A 17,854-nucleotide genomic window follows, 5' to 3' on the forward strand; every position below is an offset into this window, starting at 1 on the left:
CTGCTATCGATTCGTGGGAAAGAGAACGCGTACCCGCGTGCCCTCGCCAACTTGACTCATGAGGTCAAGCGCTCCCCGGTAGCGGTGAACAATTCCGTCGATCGCGGTCAAACCGAGACCGCGTCCACTGGCTCGCGTCGTGAAGTAGGGTTCGAAGATGCGCCCGAGATCTTCTCGGGGGATACCGGAGCCGTTGTCGCATACCTCGAGATAGACATACTGCCCCTTCTCGACGTTATCGCTGAGCTGACACGCATCGAGATAGGCCTGGTCGGCTTCGATCAAGCCGGTGCGGATTTCGATCCGTCCGCCGCTCTCGGGAAAACTCTCGCAGGCGTTCGCGACCAGATTCAAAACGATTTGGCCAATATGCCGATCATCTACTTCGATGAAGGGCAAATCGCCTTTCAGCGCATAGTCAATCTTGGTCCCGCCCGATGACATCGATTCGAGCAGCAGAGTCATCTCCTCGACAGCCACCGAGACATTGACGGCATTCACGTTGGACGCGCCCTGCCCCGCGAACGTGAGCATCTGCGCTGTCAGTGCAGTCGCGCGATCGGCCGCCGCGCAAATCTTTTCGATCGGCTTGCGAACCGGCGACTTTGCGGGTAGATCGAGCAGCGCCAGGTTGGCATTGCCAACAATCGGGGTGAGGAAATTATTGAACGCGTGAGCAAACTTTCCCGCCAGCGCGCCCAGGCCTACGAGCCGTTGGCTGTTCACGTTCCTCTGTTCGCGATCTGGGTCCGTATTGGCGATCCATCTCGCGACCGCGTTCCACGATTCGGTCGCATCACGAAAGATCATCAGACAGTCAGCCGGGTCCTCGAGGACGTAAAAACCCTGTCCCTCGAGAATTCTGGAACCCGTCCGAGCGTCCGAGTACTGGAGCAGGATCGAATGATCGCGAAGTGGGTCTGCTTGCGGGTTCGCGCGCTCTTCGCCCGAATCCCGGAATACGACTTGAACCGGTGCGTCTTCGAGAATTGCAGCGAAAGGTTCCCCGACGAGAGAAGCGACGGGTTGGCCGAACACGCGCTCCCACTCCGGACTCAGGTAGAGGACGAGGCGGGCATCGTCATCCTCAAATTCACCGAGAACGATGAGGAGGTCACCCGTAGCCTCGAATCGCGCAGTGCTCTGCGCCACCCGCTCGATGCGTGCGTCGATCGCTCGGTTGCTCATCCGCACTCTCCGCCGAGAATACTAACAGCCTGACCAGACCTGCGCCGAATCCTCAGAGACTCTAGAGCTGCGGTGTTTCGCTAGACTTCGAGAGGGCGCCGCATCATGCTGAGCACTCGATCTGGGAGACGAGGTTTGCATTCGCCGCTGAATCGCGCTCGCACTGCAATCATGCTCAGTGCCGCGCTTGCAGCCCTCATTCTTCCTCCCCGGTTGTCAGCCGATTCGACCCCACACCCGACAGGCGCCGCGACCGGAACACTAACTCTCGAAATTGTCAGCGCCGTTTCGCATCCGAGCGCTGGAGCGGCAGTCGGCGTGATCTACCTCCACATCGTCAACCACACGGAACAAAGCGATCGACTCATCGCCGTCGAAACCGCAGCAGCAGCAAAGGCGGAGTTTCACGAAACGGTCGCCGCTGGAGACATCGTGCGCATGACGCCTCGTCCAGAGGGCTTTGAGATTCCGAAGGCCGGCCAACTCGTGCTCGAAAGCGGTGGCAAACACATCATGCTGATGGGGCTCGCCGAGCCACTCGAAAGCGGCGGGGCAATCGAACTCGAGTTGGTGTTCGAACACGCCGAGCGAATGCGAGTACGCGTCCCCATCCGCCCGAGATCGTTTTGATCCAGAGCGATCGACCCGCAGCCGGTCGCTTCCGCCCCGCTTCGCTTCTGGCCTGGCTGGTGGTCGTCGCCACCAGTGCGATTGCCAGTATTGCGGCCAGTCCTGGTCGCGCAGAATTGCCGACCCATCTGGGTGGCGCGGCGTGTGCCCAATGTCATCCGAAAGAGGCGCGCGAGTGGACGGGATCCCATCACGATCTTGCGATGCAACCCGCCAACGAATCGACCGTCAAAGGCAATTTCAACGACGCCAGTCATACACATCAGGGCATCACGACGCGGTTCTTCAGGCGCGGTCCCAAGTTCATGGTTCACACCGAAGGATCCGAGGGAAACATGGCGGATTTCGAGGTGTCGTACACCTTCGGTGTAGAGCCCCTGCAACAGTACTTGATCGGGTTTCCGGACGGTCGATTCCAGGTCCTTAGTCTGGCGTGGGATGATCGGCAGAGGGAATCGGGGGGGCAGCGTTGGTATTCGATCTATCCAGACGAAGTCATTCCCCACGGCGACGTATTGCACTGGACCCAGCCGAGCCAGAACTGGAACCACATGTGCGCCGAATGCCATTCCACGAACCTGCGCAAAGGCTATCGGGCCGAGACCGACACGTTCGAAACCCTGTGGTCCGAGATCGACGTGTCATGCGAAGCCTGCCACGGCCCGGGTTCAATCCACCGAGCGCGCAAATTGAAGGCCAGGGCGAGCGCCGCGGCAGACGTGAAGGCAGACCGGAAAGGCGAGAGCGGTCTGACGATCGAATTTCCACCGGTCGCAGAGGCGAACTGGTCGATTGATCAGAACAGCGGAATGCCCGTTCGCGCGCCGATCCGAGTCGAACGCCTCGAGGTCGATACCTGCGCGAGGTGTCATTCCAGAAGGTCGAAGATTGCAGAGGGCATCGTGCCCGGCCATCCAATCCAGGACAGCCACCGGGTCGCGACCCTCGACCCACCGCTCTACTACCCGGACGGTCAGATTCGTGGAGAGGTCTACGTCTACGGATCGTTTGTTCAGAGCGCCATGTTTGCCGCCGGGGTCACGTGCAGCGACTGCCACAATCCTCACAGCGGCACGCTTCGGGCCGAGGGCAATGATCTCTGCTCGCGTTGTCACCCAGCCGGTCGCTTCGACGTGCCGCAGCACCACCACCACAAGTTGAATTCTGCCGGTGCCCAATGCGTTGCATGCCACATGCCCAGCCGCACGTATATGGAGATAGACGATCGCCGCGATCACAGTCTGCGCGTTCCCCGCCCCGATCTCTCCGAACCTCTGGGCAGTCCGAACGCTTGCAATGGTTGCCACTCCAGCATGACGAGTACCTGGGCGGCCAACAAGATCAACGCCTGGTACGGGGAATCACGACGCATGGAACCTCATTGGGGAAGTGCGATCCGCGCCGCGCAAACCAGTTCGGTCGACGCCGAAGCGAGGCTGGTTGCGATACTGGCAAACGACAAGGTCCCGGCGATCGCACGAGCAACCGCAATCGCACTGCTCCCGCGCTTCATGAGCCCGCGCAGCTTGTCCATGTTTTCTGAAGCCGTGAAGGACGACGATCCACTCGTGCGGACTGCGGCCGTCGCCGCGCTCGATCAGTTTCCACTCGACATGCGTAGCGCCCTGGTCTCAGAACGCTTGGTTGACCCAGTGCGTTCCGTGCGTCACGAAGCCGCTCGAGTGCTCGCGCCAGTTCCTGCCTCGCAACTCGATCCGAAGACTTCACAGCGACGCGACGCCGCCCTGGCTTCATATCGGCGTGCGCAAGAACTCGATGCCGACCGCGCCGATTCGCACATGAGACTCGGCGAAGTCGCGCTCGGCCAGGGCCAACTCGATCTCGCGCAAGCGGAATATGAACTCGCGCTAACTCGCGAACCCAGTTTCATTCCGGCCTATGTAAACCTTGCAGACTTGCACCGCATTCGCGGCGCGGAGAAAGAGAGCGAAGAAATACTTCGCGCGGCGCTGAAAATTGATCCGAATAACGCCGATGTCCGACATGCCCTGGGCTTGTCACTGGTTCGCATGAAGCGACTCGACGAAGCACTGGTCGAACTCGAAGCCGCCGCGACCCATCGGCCAGAAAACCCACGCTACCCCTACGTCTACGCGAGCGCCCTCCACACCGCCGGCAAAATCGACCAGGCCCGCAGAGTCCTGCGCAAGGCCACTGCCGAGCACCCGGGCGATCGCGACCTGCAGGCGTTTCTCGTCATTCTCGAAAGCCAGAATTAGAGATTCGAAATCAACTGACCCAGGCTAAAACCCAAGCAGACTGGCAAAGCGATTGCGGTGGAACGAAGCGTCCCCAAACATCAACTCCGCCGCCTTCGCGCGCTTCAAGAACAGCCCCACCTCTTCCTCGTCCGTCATGCCGATACCACCGTGCATTTGGATTCCCTCTCGAGTCACCAGGCCAACGGTATCTGACACCCTCGCCTTTGCGGCACTGACGACGCGTGAAACGTCCGGGCGACCCTCGTCGATCGCGCGCAAGGCATCGAGCACGACCGATTTCGAGAGTTCGATCTCGCAAAACATCTCCGCAGCTCGGTGCTTCAGTCCCTGAAAGCTGCCGATCGGAACACCAAACTGTTGTCGCGTCTTCAGGTGTTCGATGGTGCGCTCGAACACCTCGCAACTGATGCCCAGCATCTCTGCGCAGAGCACCGCCGCAGCGCGATCGAACACCACGTCGAGGATGTCGGCACCCGCATCGACCTTGCCAAGAACCTGGGCGGCTTCCACTTGCAAATTGCGAAAGGAAATATTCGCCGCATTGCGACTGTCCACCATCACGGTGCGGGAGATCGACACTCCCTCGAAGTCGGAAGCCACCAGGAACAGAGTCAAGCCATCGCGGTCATTCACTTCGCCCGCTGTCCGAGCGACAACGATCAACTGGTCGGCTACGTGCCCGTCGAGCACGAAAATCTTGTCGCCGCTGATGGAGTAGCCCGAACCCGAAGCGCTCGCAGTACACTCGGTGAAGTAGGGATCGAAACGGCCGCTCTCCTGGAACGCCAGGGCGAGAAGCGTTTCGCCGCGACACACTCCGGGCAACACCTTCGCACGCTGTTCTTCGCTACCCCCCTCCATCAGCGCGCCACCGCCGAGCACGACAGTGGACAACAACGGATAGGGAGACAATCTGCGTCCCGATTCTTCGAGCAGGATTCCGAGTTCCGCGTAACCCATTTCTGCGCCGCCGTACTCTTCGGAAAAGATGATTCCCGGCCATCCGAGTTCCGCCATCTCTCGCCACAATGCGCGGGAGAACCCGACGGCGTCTTCCGTGTCGCGCATTTCGCGCAGGTGAGTCACGGGAGACTTGTCGTTCAAGAATTCTGACGCGCTCTGCTTGAGGAGCTCTTGTTCCTCGGTCAAAACTAAGGCCATCGTTGTTTCTTCCTTTACTCTTCTTCTGCCGCTTCGACGCTAATCCGGTAGTCCGAGGACACGTTTCGCGATGACGTTGAGCTGAATTTCCGAGGTTCCACCTTCGATCGAGTTCCCCTTGGAGCGCAGCCAACCTCGAGTTTCACCGATCTCTTGTGACGTGAACCCGTCGCCGCTCCAACCGAGCCCGTGGGCGCCCATCACCGACATCTGAATTTCGAGCCGGCGCTTGTTCATTTCGCTCGCGTATAGCTTGAACATGGATGACGCAGCACCGGGACTCCGCCCCGCCTTGCTCTCCTCGCCGCTTCGCTGCAAGCTCAAACCGAAACACAGGGTGTCGAGTTCGAACTGCGCGATCTTGTCGCGCAAGATGGGGTCGGCGAGCCGCTTGCCTTCACTTCCGAGATAGGACCGAGCACCTTCGGCGAGCAAACTCGTCACGGCAGCAGGTTTGGGCTTTTTCGTGGCCTTCTTCTTCTTGACGACGGGAGCCGCAGCCCCGGCGCCAGCCATCCCGCCCGAGAGCATCTTGCGTTCGTGTTCGAGCAGGCGCTTTGCGATGGTCCAGCCGCCGTTCAACGGACCGACGAGATTCTTGGCCTCGGCGCGCACATCTTTGAAAAAGACTTGGCAGAATTCAGACTTTCCGCTGATCAGTTCGATGGTAGAAATCGTGACCCCCGGACTCTTCAGATCAAACAAGATGAAACTGATGCCGTCGTGTTTTTTCGCATCGGGGTCGGTGCGCACCAGGCAAAAGATCCAGTTGGCCATATTGGCCTGCGTGGTCCAGATCTTGGAGCCGTTGATGATGTAGTGGTCGCCGTCGAGAACTGCGCGAGTCTGCAGCCCGGCGAGGTCCGAGCCCGCCCCGGGTTCACTGTATCCCTGGCACCAGTGGATCTCACCGCTGGTGATTTTGGGGAGATGATCGAGCTTCTGTTCCTCGTTGCCGTATTCGAACAGAATGGGGGCCAACATCACAGTGCCGAAGAAACTCACCGTGGGCGAAAACGCACCGAGGCGACCCAGTTCTTCACCCAGCACTCTGAACTCGTCTTTGTCGAGTCCTCCGCCTCCGTATTCCTTCGGCCAGGTGGGCGTCGTCAAGCCACGGCTCGCCATGGCATCGAGCCATTGCTTGCGCTCTTCGGCCGTAGGGGTTGCGAGCTTCGCGCCTTCGGCGAGGACGCGCATGGAGGCTGGACAGTTGTCGTCCAGCCATTGGCGCAACTCCAGTCGGAAGGATTCGAGTGCTTCAGTCGTCATGCGGTTCTCCCTGCTAGAGCTTGCGCGGGCGCTTGCCCCGAAGCCCCCGTCTATCACAGTCGATCGCAGCCGATGAACGTAGCTCGATCTGGGCGGGATTCGAAGCGATGCGGCGAGGAATGTTCAGGGTTTTTGTCGCCGGCTCAGTTGCGCAGGACTTGATCGAGAATTTCTTCCGGGTCCGCGAGACCTGTTTCGTCCTGCACATCTCGGCAACGGTCGAGAATCTCGGCAAACTCGGGAGAGGGAGTGTGGCCTCGGGCAATCAGGTGGCGACCGAGTACGACGTCCTTTGGCCCGCGGGTGTCCACGGCCAGGGAATCGGCTTGTTCGATGAAAGCGTCGCCCGCCGTGAAGCGACCCGCCACGGCATCCTCCGTTGTGCGACCCATGTGATCGGCCCGCGCCACCCGTTCGAGCAGTCGCATCGATACCCCGGCAGCCGCGAGCTTCCGCGCCAACTTTCGATAGGCCTTGGGCGTGGCGCGCTGTTCGATCAAGAGTGCTGGCGCCAGATGTTGCTCTACCAGGGCAACGACCATCTCTGTGAGCTTTGCCGACGCGCGCAGTCCCTCGAGAAAGGCTCGCGTGGGCTCTGCACCCAATCGGTCGTGACCGCGAGAACGGAGGCGCCCATCAATTTCAACGGTCGTGGCCGGCTTTCCAAAGTCGTGACACAAGACGGCGAACATCAACGCTTCGTCCTCACTCGATTCCCCCTCGCGCAATTGCGCAGCACGGTCCAGCGCCATCAAGGTGTGGATCCAGACATCTCCTTCGGGATGCCAGACAGCATCCTGGGGAACATCGATCAAGGCCTCGAGTTCGGGGAAGTGATGGAGCAATCGACTCTCCCGCAAAAACGCGAGGCCCCGAGAGGGTTCGCGCCCCTTCAACAGCAGTTTTCTAAACTCTTCGTAGAGTCGTTCGCCCGGCAACTCCGACAGATCGAGTGCCGCACAGATTTCGACGAGATCCGGATCGATCGTCATGCGGAACCGCGCAGCCATCTGCGCGACTCGCAGCGCGCGCAGCGGATCCTCACCAAAACACGTGGGGTCAGTGGCGCGCAGCACACGGGCTTTTAGATCTGCGCGGCCTCCGTGGGGATCGAGCAGTTCGCGACTCGTGAGATCGATTCCCATGCTGTTGATCGTGAGGTCTCGTCGCCGGGACGCTTCGTCGAAGGAGAGCTGTGGGTCGACTTCGATTTTGAAGCCGCGATGGCCCGGGGCCACTTTGCTGTCTTTGCGAGGCAGCGAAAAATCGATCGCGAGACCGCTCACGATCAGCACGCCGAACGACTGTCCAATCGACAGGACCTCGCCAAAACCCGCGAGTATCTGCTTCAAGGGCGCTAGTTCGATGTCAAAGACTTCGACGTCGAGATCTTTGATCGGCAGCCCGAGCAACCCGTCGCGAACAGCACCCCCGACCAGCACTGCCCGCCCACCGGCTTCCCGGAGCACCGCTGCGATGTCCAGCAGACGGCGACCACTGTGGGTCGCGGCGAGGGTCGAAAGCACTATTGTCGCATCATTGTCCATTATCGACACGAAATCATAGCAAGCGAGCACGAACTGCCGCCCACACCCGAGTCTGAGCTTGACAAGAGGAATCCCGCGCCCAAACATGCGAGGCGGATGAGCCCCGCCAGTGCCCAAACAAGCCGGAGGATTCGAATGCGCAGTCTCAGGGTCAATCGTTTTTCAAGGACATCGGGGATCGTGGCGGTGTTGCTGCTCGCAATGTCACTTAGCGGCTGTGGAATCCAATCGATCCCCAAGGCGCTGAACGCCCTCGATGCCACCGTGGCGGAGGTCACCAACCAATACAAGCGCCGAGCGGACCTGATCCCAAACCTCGTGAGCACGGTCAAGGGCTACGCGTCCCACGAACAAGAGACACTCACGGCCGTGGTCGAAGCCCGGGCCAAGGCGACGAGCGTGACGATCGACCCTTCGAATGCCAGTCCGGAACAGATCCAGAAATTTCAGGCTGCCCAAGGGGGGCTCTCCCAGGCGCTCGGTCGACTCATGGTCGTCGCAGAGCGTTATCCGGATCTCAAGGCGGACCGCAATTTCCGCGAACTCCAGGCCCAACTCGAAGGAACGGAAAATCGCATCACCATCGCGCGTCAGCGGCACATCGAAGCGATTCGGCGATTCAATGATCTCGTGACTGTCCCTCCCAGCAGCTTGACCAACAGTTTTTTCTACCATCACGAGAAGCGACCCCAATGGTCTCTCGATGCCGACGAGCAGAAGGCGGTGGAGCAAGTACCCGAGGTCGCCTTCTAGCATGCGGTCTGCAAGAGAAGGAGTCCGCTGCTGGTTCGTAATCGCCCTGGTTACGGTCATCGTCGCATTCGCAGTCGGACTCTCTCCGACCCGTGCCACCGCCGACGAGTTCAAGATCCCCGCCCTCACCTCTCCCGTCATGGACACGGCGGGGATGCTTTCGCGCTCGACCAAGATGCAACTCGAAAGCGCACTGCAGGCACTGCAGCGTCAGGGCGGGACACAACTCGCCATACTGACGGTCCCGACACTCGAGGGACTCACCATCGAACAAGCTTCTATTCAGGTAACGGATCAATGGCAGCTCGGAAGTGAGACCGGGGACAACGGGGTCCTGCTGATAATTGCCCGAGACGAACGCAAGGTGCGAATCGAGGTGGGACAGGGACTCGAAGGCGCGCTGCCCGACGCATACGCCAAACGCATCATCGACGAAGCCATTACACCGCTGTTGCGAACTGGAGACATCGATTCCGGCGTGATGGTGGGCGTCATCCAGATCGCGAAGCGAACCAATCCCGACATCGACCTGGTCACCCATCTCCAGGGCGTCCAACGGCATTCGAATACCCGCGGACGCCGAACCCGGAACAGTCCACTCGCCAACCTGATGGTCTTGTTGCTCGGCATACCCATCGCACTGCTTCGGATGGGAATGTTCGGAGGCATGGGCTACGGCTACCGCAGAACTGGCTACTGGGGCGGTGGGGGCTTCGGTGGTGGAGGCGGTTTTGGCGGTGGATTTTCTGGCGGTGGCGGCGGCTTCAGTGGCGGTGGCGCCTCAGGGGGATGGTGATGGAAAAACTTCCCGATTGGGCAACCAGGACTTTGGGCAAAAATGGACACGACCGCATCGAAGAGGCGATCGCCAGGGCCGAGTCGCAGACCTCCGGAGAAATCGTTCCGCTGTTGGTCCGCAGATCTTCGACGGTCGGGCACGTTCCCATGCTCGCGATGTCCCTGCTGATGCTTTCGGCCTTCATGCTCGACCTGCCGGCATGGCTCAGCGAATGGCGAGGCAGCGAACCGATCTGGATTGTCGTGCTCTTGTTGGCCGCTGCAGCGTTGGGTTATGGACTGTCGCGCTTGGACGCGGTCGACCGCCTGCTCACTCCGCGCCCGGATCAGATGCGCCAGGTAGACCTGCGGGCACAGATCGAGTTCTACGAACTGGGGATGAGCCAAACCGACGCTCGCACGGGAGTCCTGCTGATGGTCTCGCTGATGGAACATCGCGCCGTGGTTCTGGCCGACCACGGCATCTCCGAAAAACTCGACGCGACCATCTGGCAAGAGGTCGTGGATCTCATGATCGACGGAGTCAAGGGTGGCGATCTCGCCGGCGGCATGTGTGCGGCGATCGAGCGGTGTGGCGCGTTGCTCGCGCCCCACTTTCCAATCGCCGCCGACGACGCAAACGAACTGCGCGACCATCTCGTGGTTAAGGAATAGCCAAGGAATAATCTTCAGCCGCCCTTCCCTTGTTGCCGCTATTCTTGCTGCGATGTCGGCCCAAACGCTTCAAGCGATCTCAGGCGGCGATTCGGATTCACGACTCGCGAAGCTGTATTGGGCGACTGTCGCCGGCCTGGTCCTGCTGCTTTGGTCCGCCCCCGCCATTCCAACCCAGGACGGGCCGAGCCATCTCTACAATCTCGCACTGATTGGCGATCTGCTGGGTGACGCGCCGTTGCGCGCAACGTTTCACCGTCTCGATTTCGATACCGTCACCAACTTCGGCTTCATCGCTCTCGGACTTCCTCTGGCGAAGGTCGTGCCCCTGTGGGCCGTAGAGCGCATCGTGCTCACGCTCCACATCCTGTTGCTGTCGCTGTTCGCGACCCTATGGCTCGCACAATGCGACCGCCGGGTCTATCCCGCGGCTTGGGTGGCCCTCGCATATTCCCTGCCCTGGTCCCTGTTCATGGGGTTCTATGGCTATCAACTCGCTGCGGACGTGACGCTACTCGCAATCTGTCTGGCCTGGAAGCTGCGCGATGGAGCCATTCACCGGGTCGCGCTGTCGAACCTGGGCGCCGGAGCCCTGGTACTTTTCTTCCATGCAGTTCCGGCGGCACTATTTGCGGGGCTGCTCGCGATCATTCAACTGACAAGTCGGGATGCACCCATCGGCAAACGATTGCTGCGCGCGGCGATCTCGGCCTTGCCACTGCTCGCGCTCGTGTGGATGGTGATCGCGAGTGGCGGCGAAAGCGCCAACCCGGAGTGGCGTGCTCCAGAGTACATCCTGTTGTTTCTCATCACGTTCGGCACGCTCACGTTTTCAACTCAGCTGTCGACCTGTCTGCTGGTCACACTCGGCTGGGTCTTGCTCTGTCTACCCGGCAGCGAGCCGCGACGTCGCGATCACGCGATGCGGTTTGCCATGACCTCCGGAGCGTTCCTGGCTGCGCTTCACCTCCTTGTGCCCGACGTCATGGGCGGCGGAGGCTATCTCACGGGACGCTTCGCCTGGTGGATCCCCTTGCTCATGCTTCCGGTTCTCGGTACCGGGCCGGCGTTGGGCGGACGTATTGCCCGGGACTGGATCCCGGCGGCGCTGGCGGTAATCTCGATCGGGTCGACCGCCTTCAGCGCCGCACCGAGCGCACGAGTGGTTGCGGAGGTTGAACAAGCCGCAGCAGTGCACCAGGTGTCTGGCACCTTGGCGGGCGCCATTTTCGACCGCACACCCAAGAGCAGTGCGATGATTCAGCCCCTGCGCCATGTCGCAAGCCTGTTCGTTCAGAAGCGCGGAACACTCATCACCAACTATCAACCACGCGTAGCCTTTTTTCCGATTCGATTCAGCGAGCAGGCTGAAGCACAGTTCCCCGAGGTCGATATCAATTCGGCCTGGTTGACCGATTGGGGGCGGCTGCCGATCTCCGACCTGGTCGCGATCGACGCGCAACCCGCCGATCGCACAATTCTCGAGACTCGCTTCAAATCGATCTGGATCGATCAATCGAAACGCGTAGAGTTGTGGCACAGGCGCCAGGAGATAGAGTTGAAGTGATGCTCGACCCAATCATCCCAAGTGCCCGTCGAACCTGGTTCAATCCGGTTCTGCCGGCGGTCCTGAGTGTCGTGTTCGCAATCGCGTGCGATCGCGCGATCGAGCCCACCCGGCCCTCCCCTCCCACCCACGTGCTGCTGGTGGTGATCGACTCTCTGCGCGCCGACCACCTGAAGAGTTACGGCTATGCCCGCGATACCAGTCCCTCTCTCGACCGCCTCGCCCGGGAAGGCGCGCGCTTCGAAACTGCCTTGGCCCCTACTTCGTGGGCGCTGCCATCATTGGTCACGCTGTTGACCGCCTTGCCTCCCGAACAGCACGGGGTCATCCGAGCCGACTTGGCATTGAGTGACGACGCCCTGACGCTGACAGAGGTGCTGAAGAAAAATGGCTTCGCAACCGCGGCCATCGTCGCGGGCGCCAACTCCGACCCTGACCGCGGACTCTCCCAGGGTTTTGATCGCTACACCTACGTCGCGGGGGGTGAGGTGGGAAGCGAGGTCGTTGCCTGGATGACCGAGTGGGATCGAGGGGGGCGGGTCGATCCCTTTTTCTTGTTCGTCAAAATTCCGCTCATCGCCAACGACGAAGTTCTCCCCGCGTCATTCGCAGCAATGTTTCGTCCCAATCATCTCGAAGTAGCCGATGTCGAGCGCGCCTTGGATCTCTACGACCGCGAGATCCGGTTCGCGGATTCCCAACTCGACCTCATGCTGCAGAAACTGGAAGGACTCGAACTCGCTCACGAGACCGTGGTCATCGTGACTTCCAGCCACGGCGAAGAGTTTCTCGAACGGGGCAACACCGGCCACGGCAACACGCTTCACGGCGAAAGCGTCCGAGTTCCTTTGATCGTGCGATTTCCCCGCCTGGTCGACGCCGGCAAGATCATTGTGCAACCTGCGCGCCTGATGGACATCGGATCCACCATCATGATGCTCGCGCGAATCCGAGAGCCCGACGAGTTTGGCTTTCATCACGACACCATCGGAATCGCAACCCGAGACCTGACCGAGTTCCTGGTCGGTGAATGGAACGGCAAAGATGTGCTGGTCTGCGGTGACCTCGCCGGCAAGAGTCAATCGATCAGACTGGGCAGCTACAAGTTGATCCATCGCGGCGAGGACGAGATTCAGCTCTTCAATTTAGAGCTCGATCCGGACGAGAAACACGATCTCTCCAAAACGGAGAGTCAACGGGCCAGGGTCTACCTGAACAAGCTAGAACGCTGGCGTGAGATTTGCGCAGAGCGACCGCAGTACGCCAGGGCGCATCGAGCCACAGGGGACTGAGCGCGGCGGCCGGTCTTGCCGAGCCTGCCCAAATCGCTCCCCAGCAACTGCCCCTCACGATCGGACGGCATCTCTCGCGAAGTATGGTGCGAGGTCGTCCAGAGTCGGCATGCTCGTCGCTGCGCCGGCGCGCAGCGTCGAAACGGATCCCGCCGCAACCGCTCGCTCGAGCGCGAGCTTCATCGGCTCCCCCAACGAAAGGCCAAATGCGAGTGCGCCATTGAAGGCATCCCCCGCCCCCGTGGTGTCGATCGATGCGACCCGGGGCGCTTCGAGATGGACGATGTCACTTGCGCTGATCCAGACACAACCCATCTGGGCCAGGGTGATGACAATGTCGCCGCCCACCCGCGACCGGAGCAGTTCTCCCGCGCAGATGGCGCTGGCGACATCGCAAACTTCCATCTCCGTGAGCTGCGACGCCTCGTTTTCGTTCGGCGTCAAAACGTCTACCTCGGCGAGAAGTTCGTCGGAGAGCGGGCGATAGGGTGCCGGATCGAGAATTCGAGTGAGTCCGTGCTCCCGGGCCAGATGGAGCGCGGCCAACACCGTCTCTGGGGGCGCTTCGAGTTGCACGAGCAGAACCGATGCTGTGCGAAATGCTGGGGCGGCGGCGGTGATCTGTGCGGGGGACAGCAAACCGTTCGCTCCACCCGCCACCGTGATCGCATTCTGGCCACCGGCTTCCTCGATCACAATGACTGCTGTCCCGGTCGCGCGTTCGCGGCAGGGCTCTACGTGAGTGGTGTCCACGCCGGCTTCGCTGAGCGCCGTGCGCGGCACGTCCGCGAGGCGATCTTCACCGACCCGGCCAACCATCACGACCCCGGCGCCAAGTCGCGCAGCGGCGATCGCCTGGTTGAGACCCTTGCCCCCGGGTCCGAGCAGTACTTCGCTGGCGCGAACGGTTTCGCCTGGGCTGGGAATCTTTGCGGCTCGCAGGGCGATGTCGACGTTGATGCTGCCTACGACCACAATCTCGTTCACCGCAGAGGCCTCGACGCACGGTTGTGATCGCTGGATCTACGCGGGTTCGCCGCCCAGTATGTCCAAGATCGCCTTGGTCTTTTCCGCCATCAGATCGCGATTGGCTTTGGACTCGACGTTCAATCTCACGACCGGTTCGGTGTTGGAAGATCGCACGTTGAAGCGCCACTCGTCGAACTCCAGGGTGAGGCCATCGGTGAGATCGACACTGATTGCATCGCCTTCAAATGCGCTCTTCACCCGGGCAATCATCACAACCGGGTCCTCGAGGCGTCGATTGATCTCACCGCTCACGGGAAACTTTTCCATTCGCTCGGCCACCAGTTCGGACAACTTTTGTCCGCGGATCGACATCAGTTCGCTCACCAACAACCAGGGAATCATTCCTGAGTCGCAATAGGAGAAATCGCGAAAGTAGTGGTGAGCACTCATTTCACCGCCGTACACCGCGTCTTCTGCTCGCATGCGCTCTTTGATGAACGCGTGTCCGGTCTTGCTCAAGACTGCAGTGCCCTTGCGTTCCGTGACGATTTCAATGGTGTTCCAGGTGAGGCGAGGATCGTGGACCACCTTTTGACCGGGTCGCTTGTCGAGAAATGCGGAAGCCAGCAGTCCCACGATGTAATACCCCTCGATGAAGTTTCCCTCCTCATCGAAAAAGAAGCAGCGATCAAAGTCTCCATCCCAGGCAATTCCGAGGTCCGCGCCGGTCTCTTTGATCTTGTCGATCGTCGGTGGTCGGTTCTCTGGAACCAGCGGGTTCGGCACCCCGTTTGGAAAGTTGCCGTCGGGCTCGTGATGAACTTTGATGAACTCGTACGGGAGCGATCCCTCGAGTGCGTCGATCACCGACCCCGCACCCCCGTTGCCAGCGTTCACAACAATCTTGAGGGGGCTGCACTGACTCGCGTCGAAATAGGTCAGCAGGTGCTCGATGTAAGCGCTGCGATGATCGAGTGGCTCGAGACTCCCCGGAGTTTCCGCCAGCTCGAATTGATTCTCCTCCGCCAATCTTTGAATCTCGAACAACCCCGTGTCGCCACTGATCGGCCGCGAGTCCTCACGGACGAACTTCATGCCGTTGTAGTCCTTGGGATTGTGGCTTGCGGTGACGACAATTCCACCGTCCACGCCGTAATGAAAGGTTGCGAAATAGACCTCCTCGGTCCCGCAGGTTCCGATATGCAGGATGTCTACACCACTGTCTCGCAGTCCCTTGACCAGTGCGTCGCTGATGGATTCGCTGGTGAGCCGGATGTCGTGCCCCACCACGACCCTTGTGGGCGAAACAAAACTCGCGTAGGCGCGACCGATCCGGTAGGCGATGTCTTCGTTGAGTTCATCGGGGATCCGACCGCGAACATCGTAGGCCTTGAAACAGTTGATCTTGTTTGACATGAAACGTCCGTTCCTCGGGATGGGCGGTGAGTCTACCGCTCGTATTGTGGAATTTCGAGTAAGCGCCGTATCGGCCCGCAGTCGTAGTAGCCGTAGTCGTCGTATCGGCAGCCATTCGGCAACGGTGAAGATCACTCGCGGCGAGATCCGGCCGTGAATTCGACAGGTGCAAATCTACAGACTCTTGCGAATATCAAGTTGTTCGCTCCTTCTCTCGGGTAGAATGTCACCGCTTACTACCAGTGAGAATCCAGTGTCGCCGGATCACACCTAATCCATGTCGTCGTCTCCCGTTGAATCGGAATCCACAAAATCCGAGACGCGCGTGCTCGCGCTGGACGGCTTGCGCGGAATCGCAGCTTCGATGGTAGTGATTACGCATGCCGTGAGCGCACTGGCAAAGCCCCTCGATGCGATACTCGCCCTGCACCACAGCCCGATCGCACTGCTCGCGAACGGCGGCGGCGGCGTGCATATCTTCTTTGTCTTGAGTGGCTTTTGTCTCGCGGGCTCCGCGCGGCGAGCCCAGAACATTCTCGGCCTGGCGAGGTTCTACCTTCGCAGGGTGTTGCGAATTCATCCGCCCTACGTGATCGGGCTGCTGCTCTCGTGGATGCTGAGCGGTTGGGTGTACGAGCGTAGCGCTCCCATCGATGCTCTGAGTCAAACCATGATCGACATGCGTCGGGTTCACATCTCGCCTCGCGCCCTGCAGCACGCGCTGATGTTTCCCGGTCGTGCATTCGTCCAGTTGCCCGTCGGTTGGACACTTCAAGTGGAAGCCGTGTTCTCGATTCTGCTGCCCATGTTGATGCTCGTCGCGACACGGACACACTGGCTGTTGCTCGTCGCAGTCTCGCTGCCGATGCTCACGATCGAAGAGGAGACGAGCCTCGACTACATGCGCTTCTTTCTGGACTTCAGCTTTGGGATTGCGATCTATTGCGAACGAGATCAGCTGTCCCGGTTGTTTGCGCGCATCCCCGCCGCCGCCCGCGGCTTGTTTCTGCTCACGGGGATCGGATTGCTCACCAGCCCGGTCTACTTCATGATCGACACCCACATCCCGGTGCGCGCGCTGGTCCTGTACTGCTGCGGGGCCGCGGTGACCGTAATGTGCGTCGTGCACATGCCCGGAGTGCGGCGCCTCTTGTCGCTCCCGATCCTCGGCTGGATTGGTCGCATTTCGTTCAGCGTCTATCTCATTCACGCGCCGATCATCATCCTGCTTAGCCACTATGTCGATCATCAGCTAAACCTGTTCGAGGGCATGATCTTTGTCGTACTCAGTCTCGTCGCCACCTACGCGATCGCGCCGCTGTTCTACTACGGAGTCGAGGAACCTTCGATCCGCGCCGGTTACTGGGTGAGTGCAAAGCTCGAGAGCCTCGGGCGTTCAGGGTCAGAGGGCAATTCATGAGCTCACTTCGGTGTTTATTTGCATTGGTCTTCGCATTGTCCTTCGCGATGTCGATGGTCCCTGCGTGCGAAACCCTCGGCAACCCGGTCGGAACCCCGGGATGCCCGACGTTTCTCGCTGGAGTAGAACAGGGCCGCATCGCCTCGAATCAAATCAGAGAAGCCTCGGGAATTGCCGCGAGCCATCGCAATCCCGGGGTCTACTACCTGCACAACGATTCTGGAGATAGCGCGCGAATCTTTGCGATCGACGAGCGCGGAAAAGATCTGGGCACCTACCACCTGAAGGGCGCAGTGGCCTTAGATTGGGAAGACATCGCAGTCGGACCGGCGCAGGGATTGCCGGGGACCTTCATCTATGTCGCGGATATGGGCGACAACGATCATCGGAGAAAGTGGGTCGTGGTCTACCGCGTGCCCGAACCTGAGATTTTTAGCGGCCGGGCGGGCACCCAGATCGTCCTGCCCGGAGTCGTCGCACTCCGCATGCAGTATCCGGACGGAGTCGCGCACAACGCCGAAGCGCTGCTGATCGACCCCCAGACTGCAGATCTCTACATCGTGACCAAGGAAAGGAGGAAGCCCGCAACGGTATTTCGCTACGCGGCACCCCATCGCCCCGATGAACTCGTGATGCTCGAAGAGGTGGCTTCGCTGCGGCTCGGCTCCCCACTACTACCGGCAAGCGAGATCGTGACCGGAGGAGATATTTCGGTTGGCCGGAACCAGATACTGCTGAGAACGTACGCGCTGGTGTACTTGTGGCAGCGCAAAGCCGGACAATCGATCGCCCAGGCGATCTCGCAGACACCGTGCATGGCGCGACAGCGCCGCGAACCACAAGGAGAGGCGATTGCCTGGAGGCTCGATGGATCGGGCTACGTCACGGTCAGCGAAAAATCCCATCAACCGATCTACCTGTTTGCGCGACCCCCGTTCTAACCC

Annotated in this window: 15 protein-coding genes; 9 read left to right on the plus strand and 6 right to left on the minus strand. The window is 60.4% G+C overall.

Going from position 1 to position 17,854, the window contains the following annotated elements; genetic code table 11:
* Window positions 1-3 precede the first annotated feature (3 nt).
* The gene (locus tag IH881_05785; GenBank protein ID MCH7867189.1) at window positions 4-1,188 is read right to left on the minus strand and encodes a hypothetical protein; all 1,185 of its coding nucleotides are present in this window, start codon (window positions 1,186-1,188) and stop codon (window positions 4-6) included.
* A gap of 135 nt (window positions 1,189-1,323) precedes the next feature.
* Between IH881_05785 and IH881_05790 the strand changes: the two genes are divergently transcribed.
* Both IH881_05790 and IH881_05795 read left to right on the plus strand, forming a co-directional pair.
* Entirely contained in the window at window positions 1,324-1,818 is a 495-nt protein-coding gene (locus tag IH881_05790) for a copper chaperone PCu(A)C (GenBank protein MCH7867190.1), read from the plus strand.
* Window positions 1,815-4,058, plus strand: coding sequence for a tetratricopeptide repeat protein (locus IH881_05795; protein MCH7867191.1), 2,244 nt, complete (start codon window positions 1,815-1,817; stop codon window positions 4,056-4,058). The genes IH881_05790 and IH881_05795 overlap by 4 nt, the downstream gene beginning before the upstream one ends.
* Window positions 4,059-4,082: 24 nt before the next feature.
* Here IH881_05795 and IH881_05800 read toward each other — a convergent pair whose 3' ends face one another.
* The 3 genes from IH881_05800 to IH881_05810 all read right to left on the minus strand — a co-directional run bounded on the left by IH881_05800 (window position 4,083) and on the right by IH881_05810 (window position 8,050).
* The gene (locus IH881_05800; GenBank protein MCH7867192.1) at window positions 4,083-5,222 is read right to left on the minus strand and encodes an acyl-CoA dehydrogenase family protein; all 1,140 of its coding nucleotides are present in this window, start codon (window positions 5,220-5,222) and stop codon (window positions 4,083-4,085) included.
* Between the two features lie 39 nt (window positions 5,223-5,261).
* On the minus strand, window positions 5,262-6,494 hold the full coding sequence (locus IH881_05805) for an acyl-CoA dehydrogenase family protein (GenBank protein ID MCH7867193.1): 1,233 nt from the start codon (window positions 6,492-6,494) through the stop codon (window positions 5,262-5,264).
* A 143-nt stretch (window positions 6,495-6,637) separates the two neighbouring features.
* A complete protein-coding gene (locus tag IH881_05810) occupies window positions 6,638-8,050 on the minus strand; it encodes an HD domain-containing protein (protein MCH7867194.1) in 1,413 nt (470 codons plus the stop codon).
* Between the two features lie 126 nt (window positions 8,051-8,176).
* On the opposite strand from IH881_05810, the gene IH881_05815 reads away from it, so the two are divergent.
* The 5 genes from IH881_05815 to IH881_05835 are packed head-to-tail and all read left to right on the plus strand — an operon-like array spanning window position 8,177 to window position 13,105.
* Window positions 8,177-8,794, plus strand: a complete 618-nt coding sequence (locus IH881_05815) for a LemA family protein (protein ID MCH7867195.1) — start codon at window positions 8,177-8,179, stop codon at window positions 8,792-8,794.
* A 1-nt stretch (window position 8,795) separates the two neighbouring features.
* Window positions 8,796-9,590, plus strand: a complete 795-nt coding sequence (locus IH881_05820; GenBank protein ID MCH7867196.1) for a TPM domain-containing protein — start codon at window positions 8,796-8,798, stop codon at window positions 9,588-9,590.
* Window positions 9,590-10,246: a TPM domain-containing protein gene (locus IH881_05825; protein ID MCH7867197.1), complete on the plus strand. Its 657-nt coding sequence runs from the start codon at window positions 9,590-9,592 to the stop codon at window positions 10,244-10,246. Before IH881_05820 ends, IH881_05825 begins: the two co-directional genes overlap by 1 nt.
* A 52-nt stretch (window positions 10,247-10,298) precedes the next feature.
* On the plus strand, window positions 10,299-11,813 hold the full coding sequence (locus tag IH881_05830; protein ID MCH7867198.1) for a hypothetical protein: 1,515 nt from the start codon (window positions 10,299-10,301) through the stop codon (window positions 11,811-11,813).
* Window positions 11,810-13,105: a sulfatase gene (locus IH881_05835; protein MCH7867199.1), complete on the plus strand. Its 1,296-nt coding sequence runs from the start codon at window positions 11,810-11,812 to the stop codon at window positions 13,103-13,105. The genes IH881_05830 and IH881_05835 overlap by 4 nt, the downstream gene beginning before the upstream one ends.
* A 54-nt stretch (window positions 13,106-13,159) precedes the next feature.
* Here IH881_05835 and IH881_05840 read toward each other — a convergent pair whose 3' ends face one another.
* On the minus strand, window positions 13,160-14,092 hold the full coding sequence (locus tag IH881_05840; GenBank protein ID MCH7867200.1) for a ribokinase: 933 nt from the start codon (window positions 14,090-14,092) through the stop codon (window positions 13,160-13,162).
* Between the two features lie 36 nt (window positions 14,093-14,128).
* Window positions 14,129-15,490 (minus strand): phosphomannomutase, encoded by a 1,362-nt coding sequence (locus IH881_05845; protein MCH7867201.1) that lies wholly within the window; start codon window positions 15,488-15,490, stop codon window positions 14,129-14,131.
* A gap of 277 nt (window positions 15,491-15,767) precedes the next feature.
* Here IH881_05845 and IH881_05850 point away from each other — a divergent pair, with 277 nt between their 5' ends.
* Entirely contained in the window at window positions 15,768-16,910 is a 1,143-nt protein-coding gene (locus tag IH881_05850) for an acyltransferase (protein MCH7867202.1), read from the plus strand.
* The gene (locus tag IH881_05855; GenBank protein MCH7867203.1) at window positions 16,907-17,851 is read left to right on the plus strand and encodes a hypothetical protein; all 945 of its coding nucleotides are present in this window, start codon (window positions 16,907-16,909) and stop codon (window positions 17,849-17,851) included. The genes IH881_05850 and IH881_05855 overlap by 4 nt, the downstream gene beginning before the upstream one ends.
* The last annotated feature ends 3 nt before the right edge of the window (window positions 17,852-17,854 follow it).

This window comes from Myxococcales bacterium (genome assembly GCA_022563535.1).
Lineage (GTDB): Bacteria > Myxococcota_A > UBA9160 > UBA9160 > UBA4427 > DUBZ01.

Bases quoted from the DNA above. Each gene is read 5' to 3' on its own strand.
- IH881_05785 (MCH7867189.1), bottom strand. From the start codon at position 1,188: ATGAGCAACCGAGCGATCGACGCACGCATCGAGCGGGTGGCGCAGAGC.
- IH881_05825 (MCH7867197.1), top strand. From the start codon at position 9,590: ATGGAAAAACTTCCCGATTGGGCAACCAGGACTTTGGGCAAAAATGGA.
- IH881_05805 (MCH7867193.1), bottom strand. From the start codon at position 6,494: ATGACGACTGAAGCACTCGAATCCTTCCGACTGGAGTTGCGCCAATGG.
- IH881_05815 (MCH7867195.1), top strand. From the start codon at position 8,177: ATGCGCAGTCTCAGGGTCAATCGTTTTTCAAGGACATCGGGGATCGTG.
- IH881_05800 (MCH7867192.1), bottom strand. From the start codon at position 5,222: ATGGCCTTAGTTTTGACCGAGGAACAAGAGCTCCTCAAGCAGAGCGCG.
- IH881_05845 (MCH7867201.1), bottom strand. From the start codon at position 15,490: ATGTCAAACAAGATCAACTGTTTCAAGGCCTACGATGTTCGCGGTCGG.
- IH881_05855 (MCH7867203.1), top strand. From the start codon at position 16,907: ATGAGCTCACTTCGGTGTTTATTTGCATTGGTCTTCGCATTGTCCTTC.
- IH881_05850 (MCH7867202.1), top strand. From the start codon at position 15,768: ATGTCGTCGTCTCCCGTTGAATCGGAATCCACAAAATCCGAGACGCGC.
- IH881_05820 (MCH7867196.1), top strand. From the start codon at position 8,796: ATGCGGTCTGCAAGAGAAGGAGTCCGCTGCTGGTTCGTAATCGCCCTG.
- IH881_05830 (MCH7867198.1), top strand. From the start codon at position 10,299: ATGTCGGCCCAAACGCTTCAAGCGATCTCAGGCGGCGATTCGGATTCA.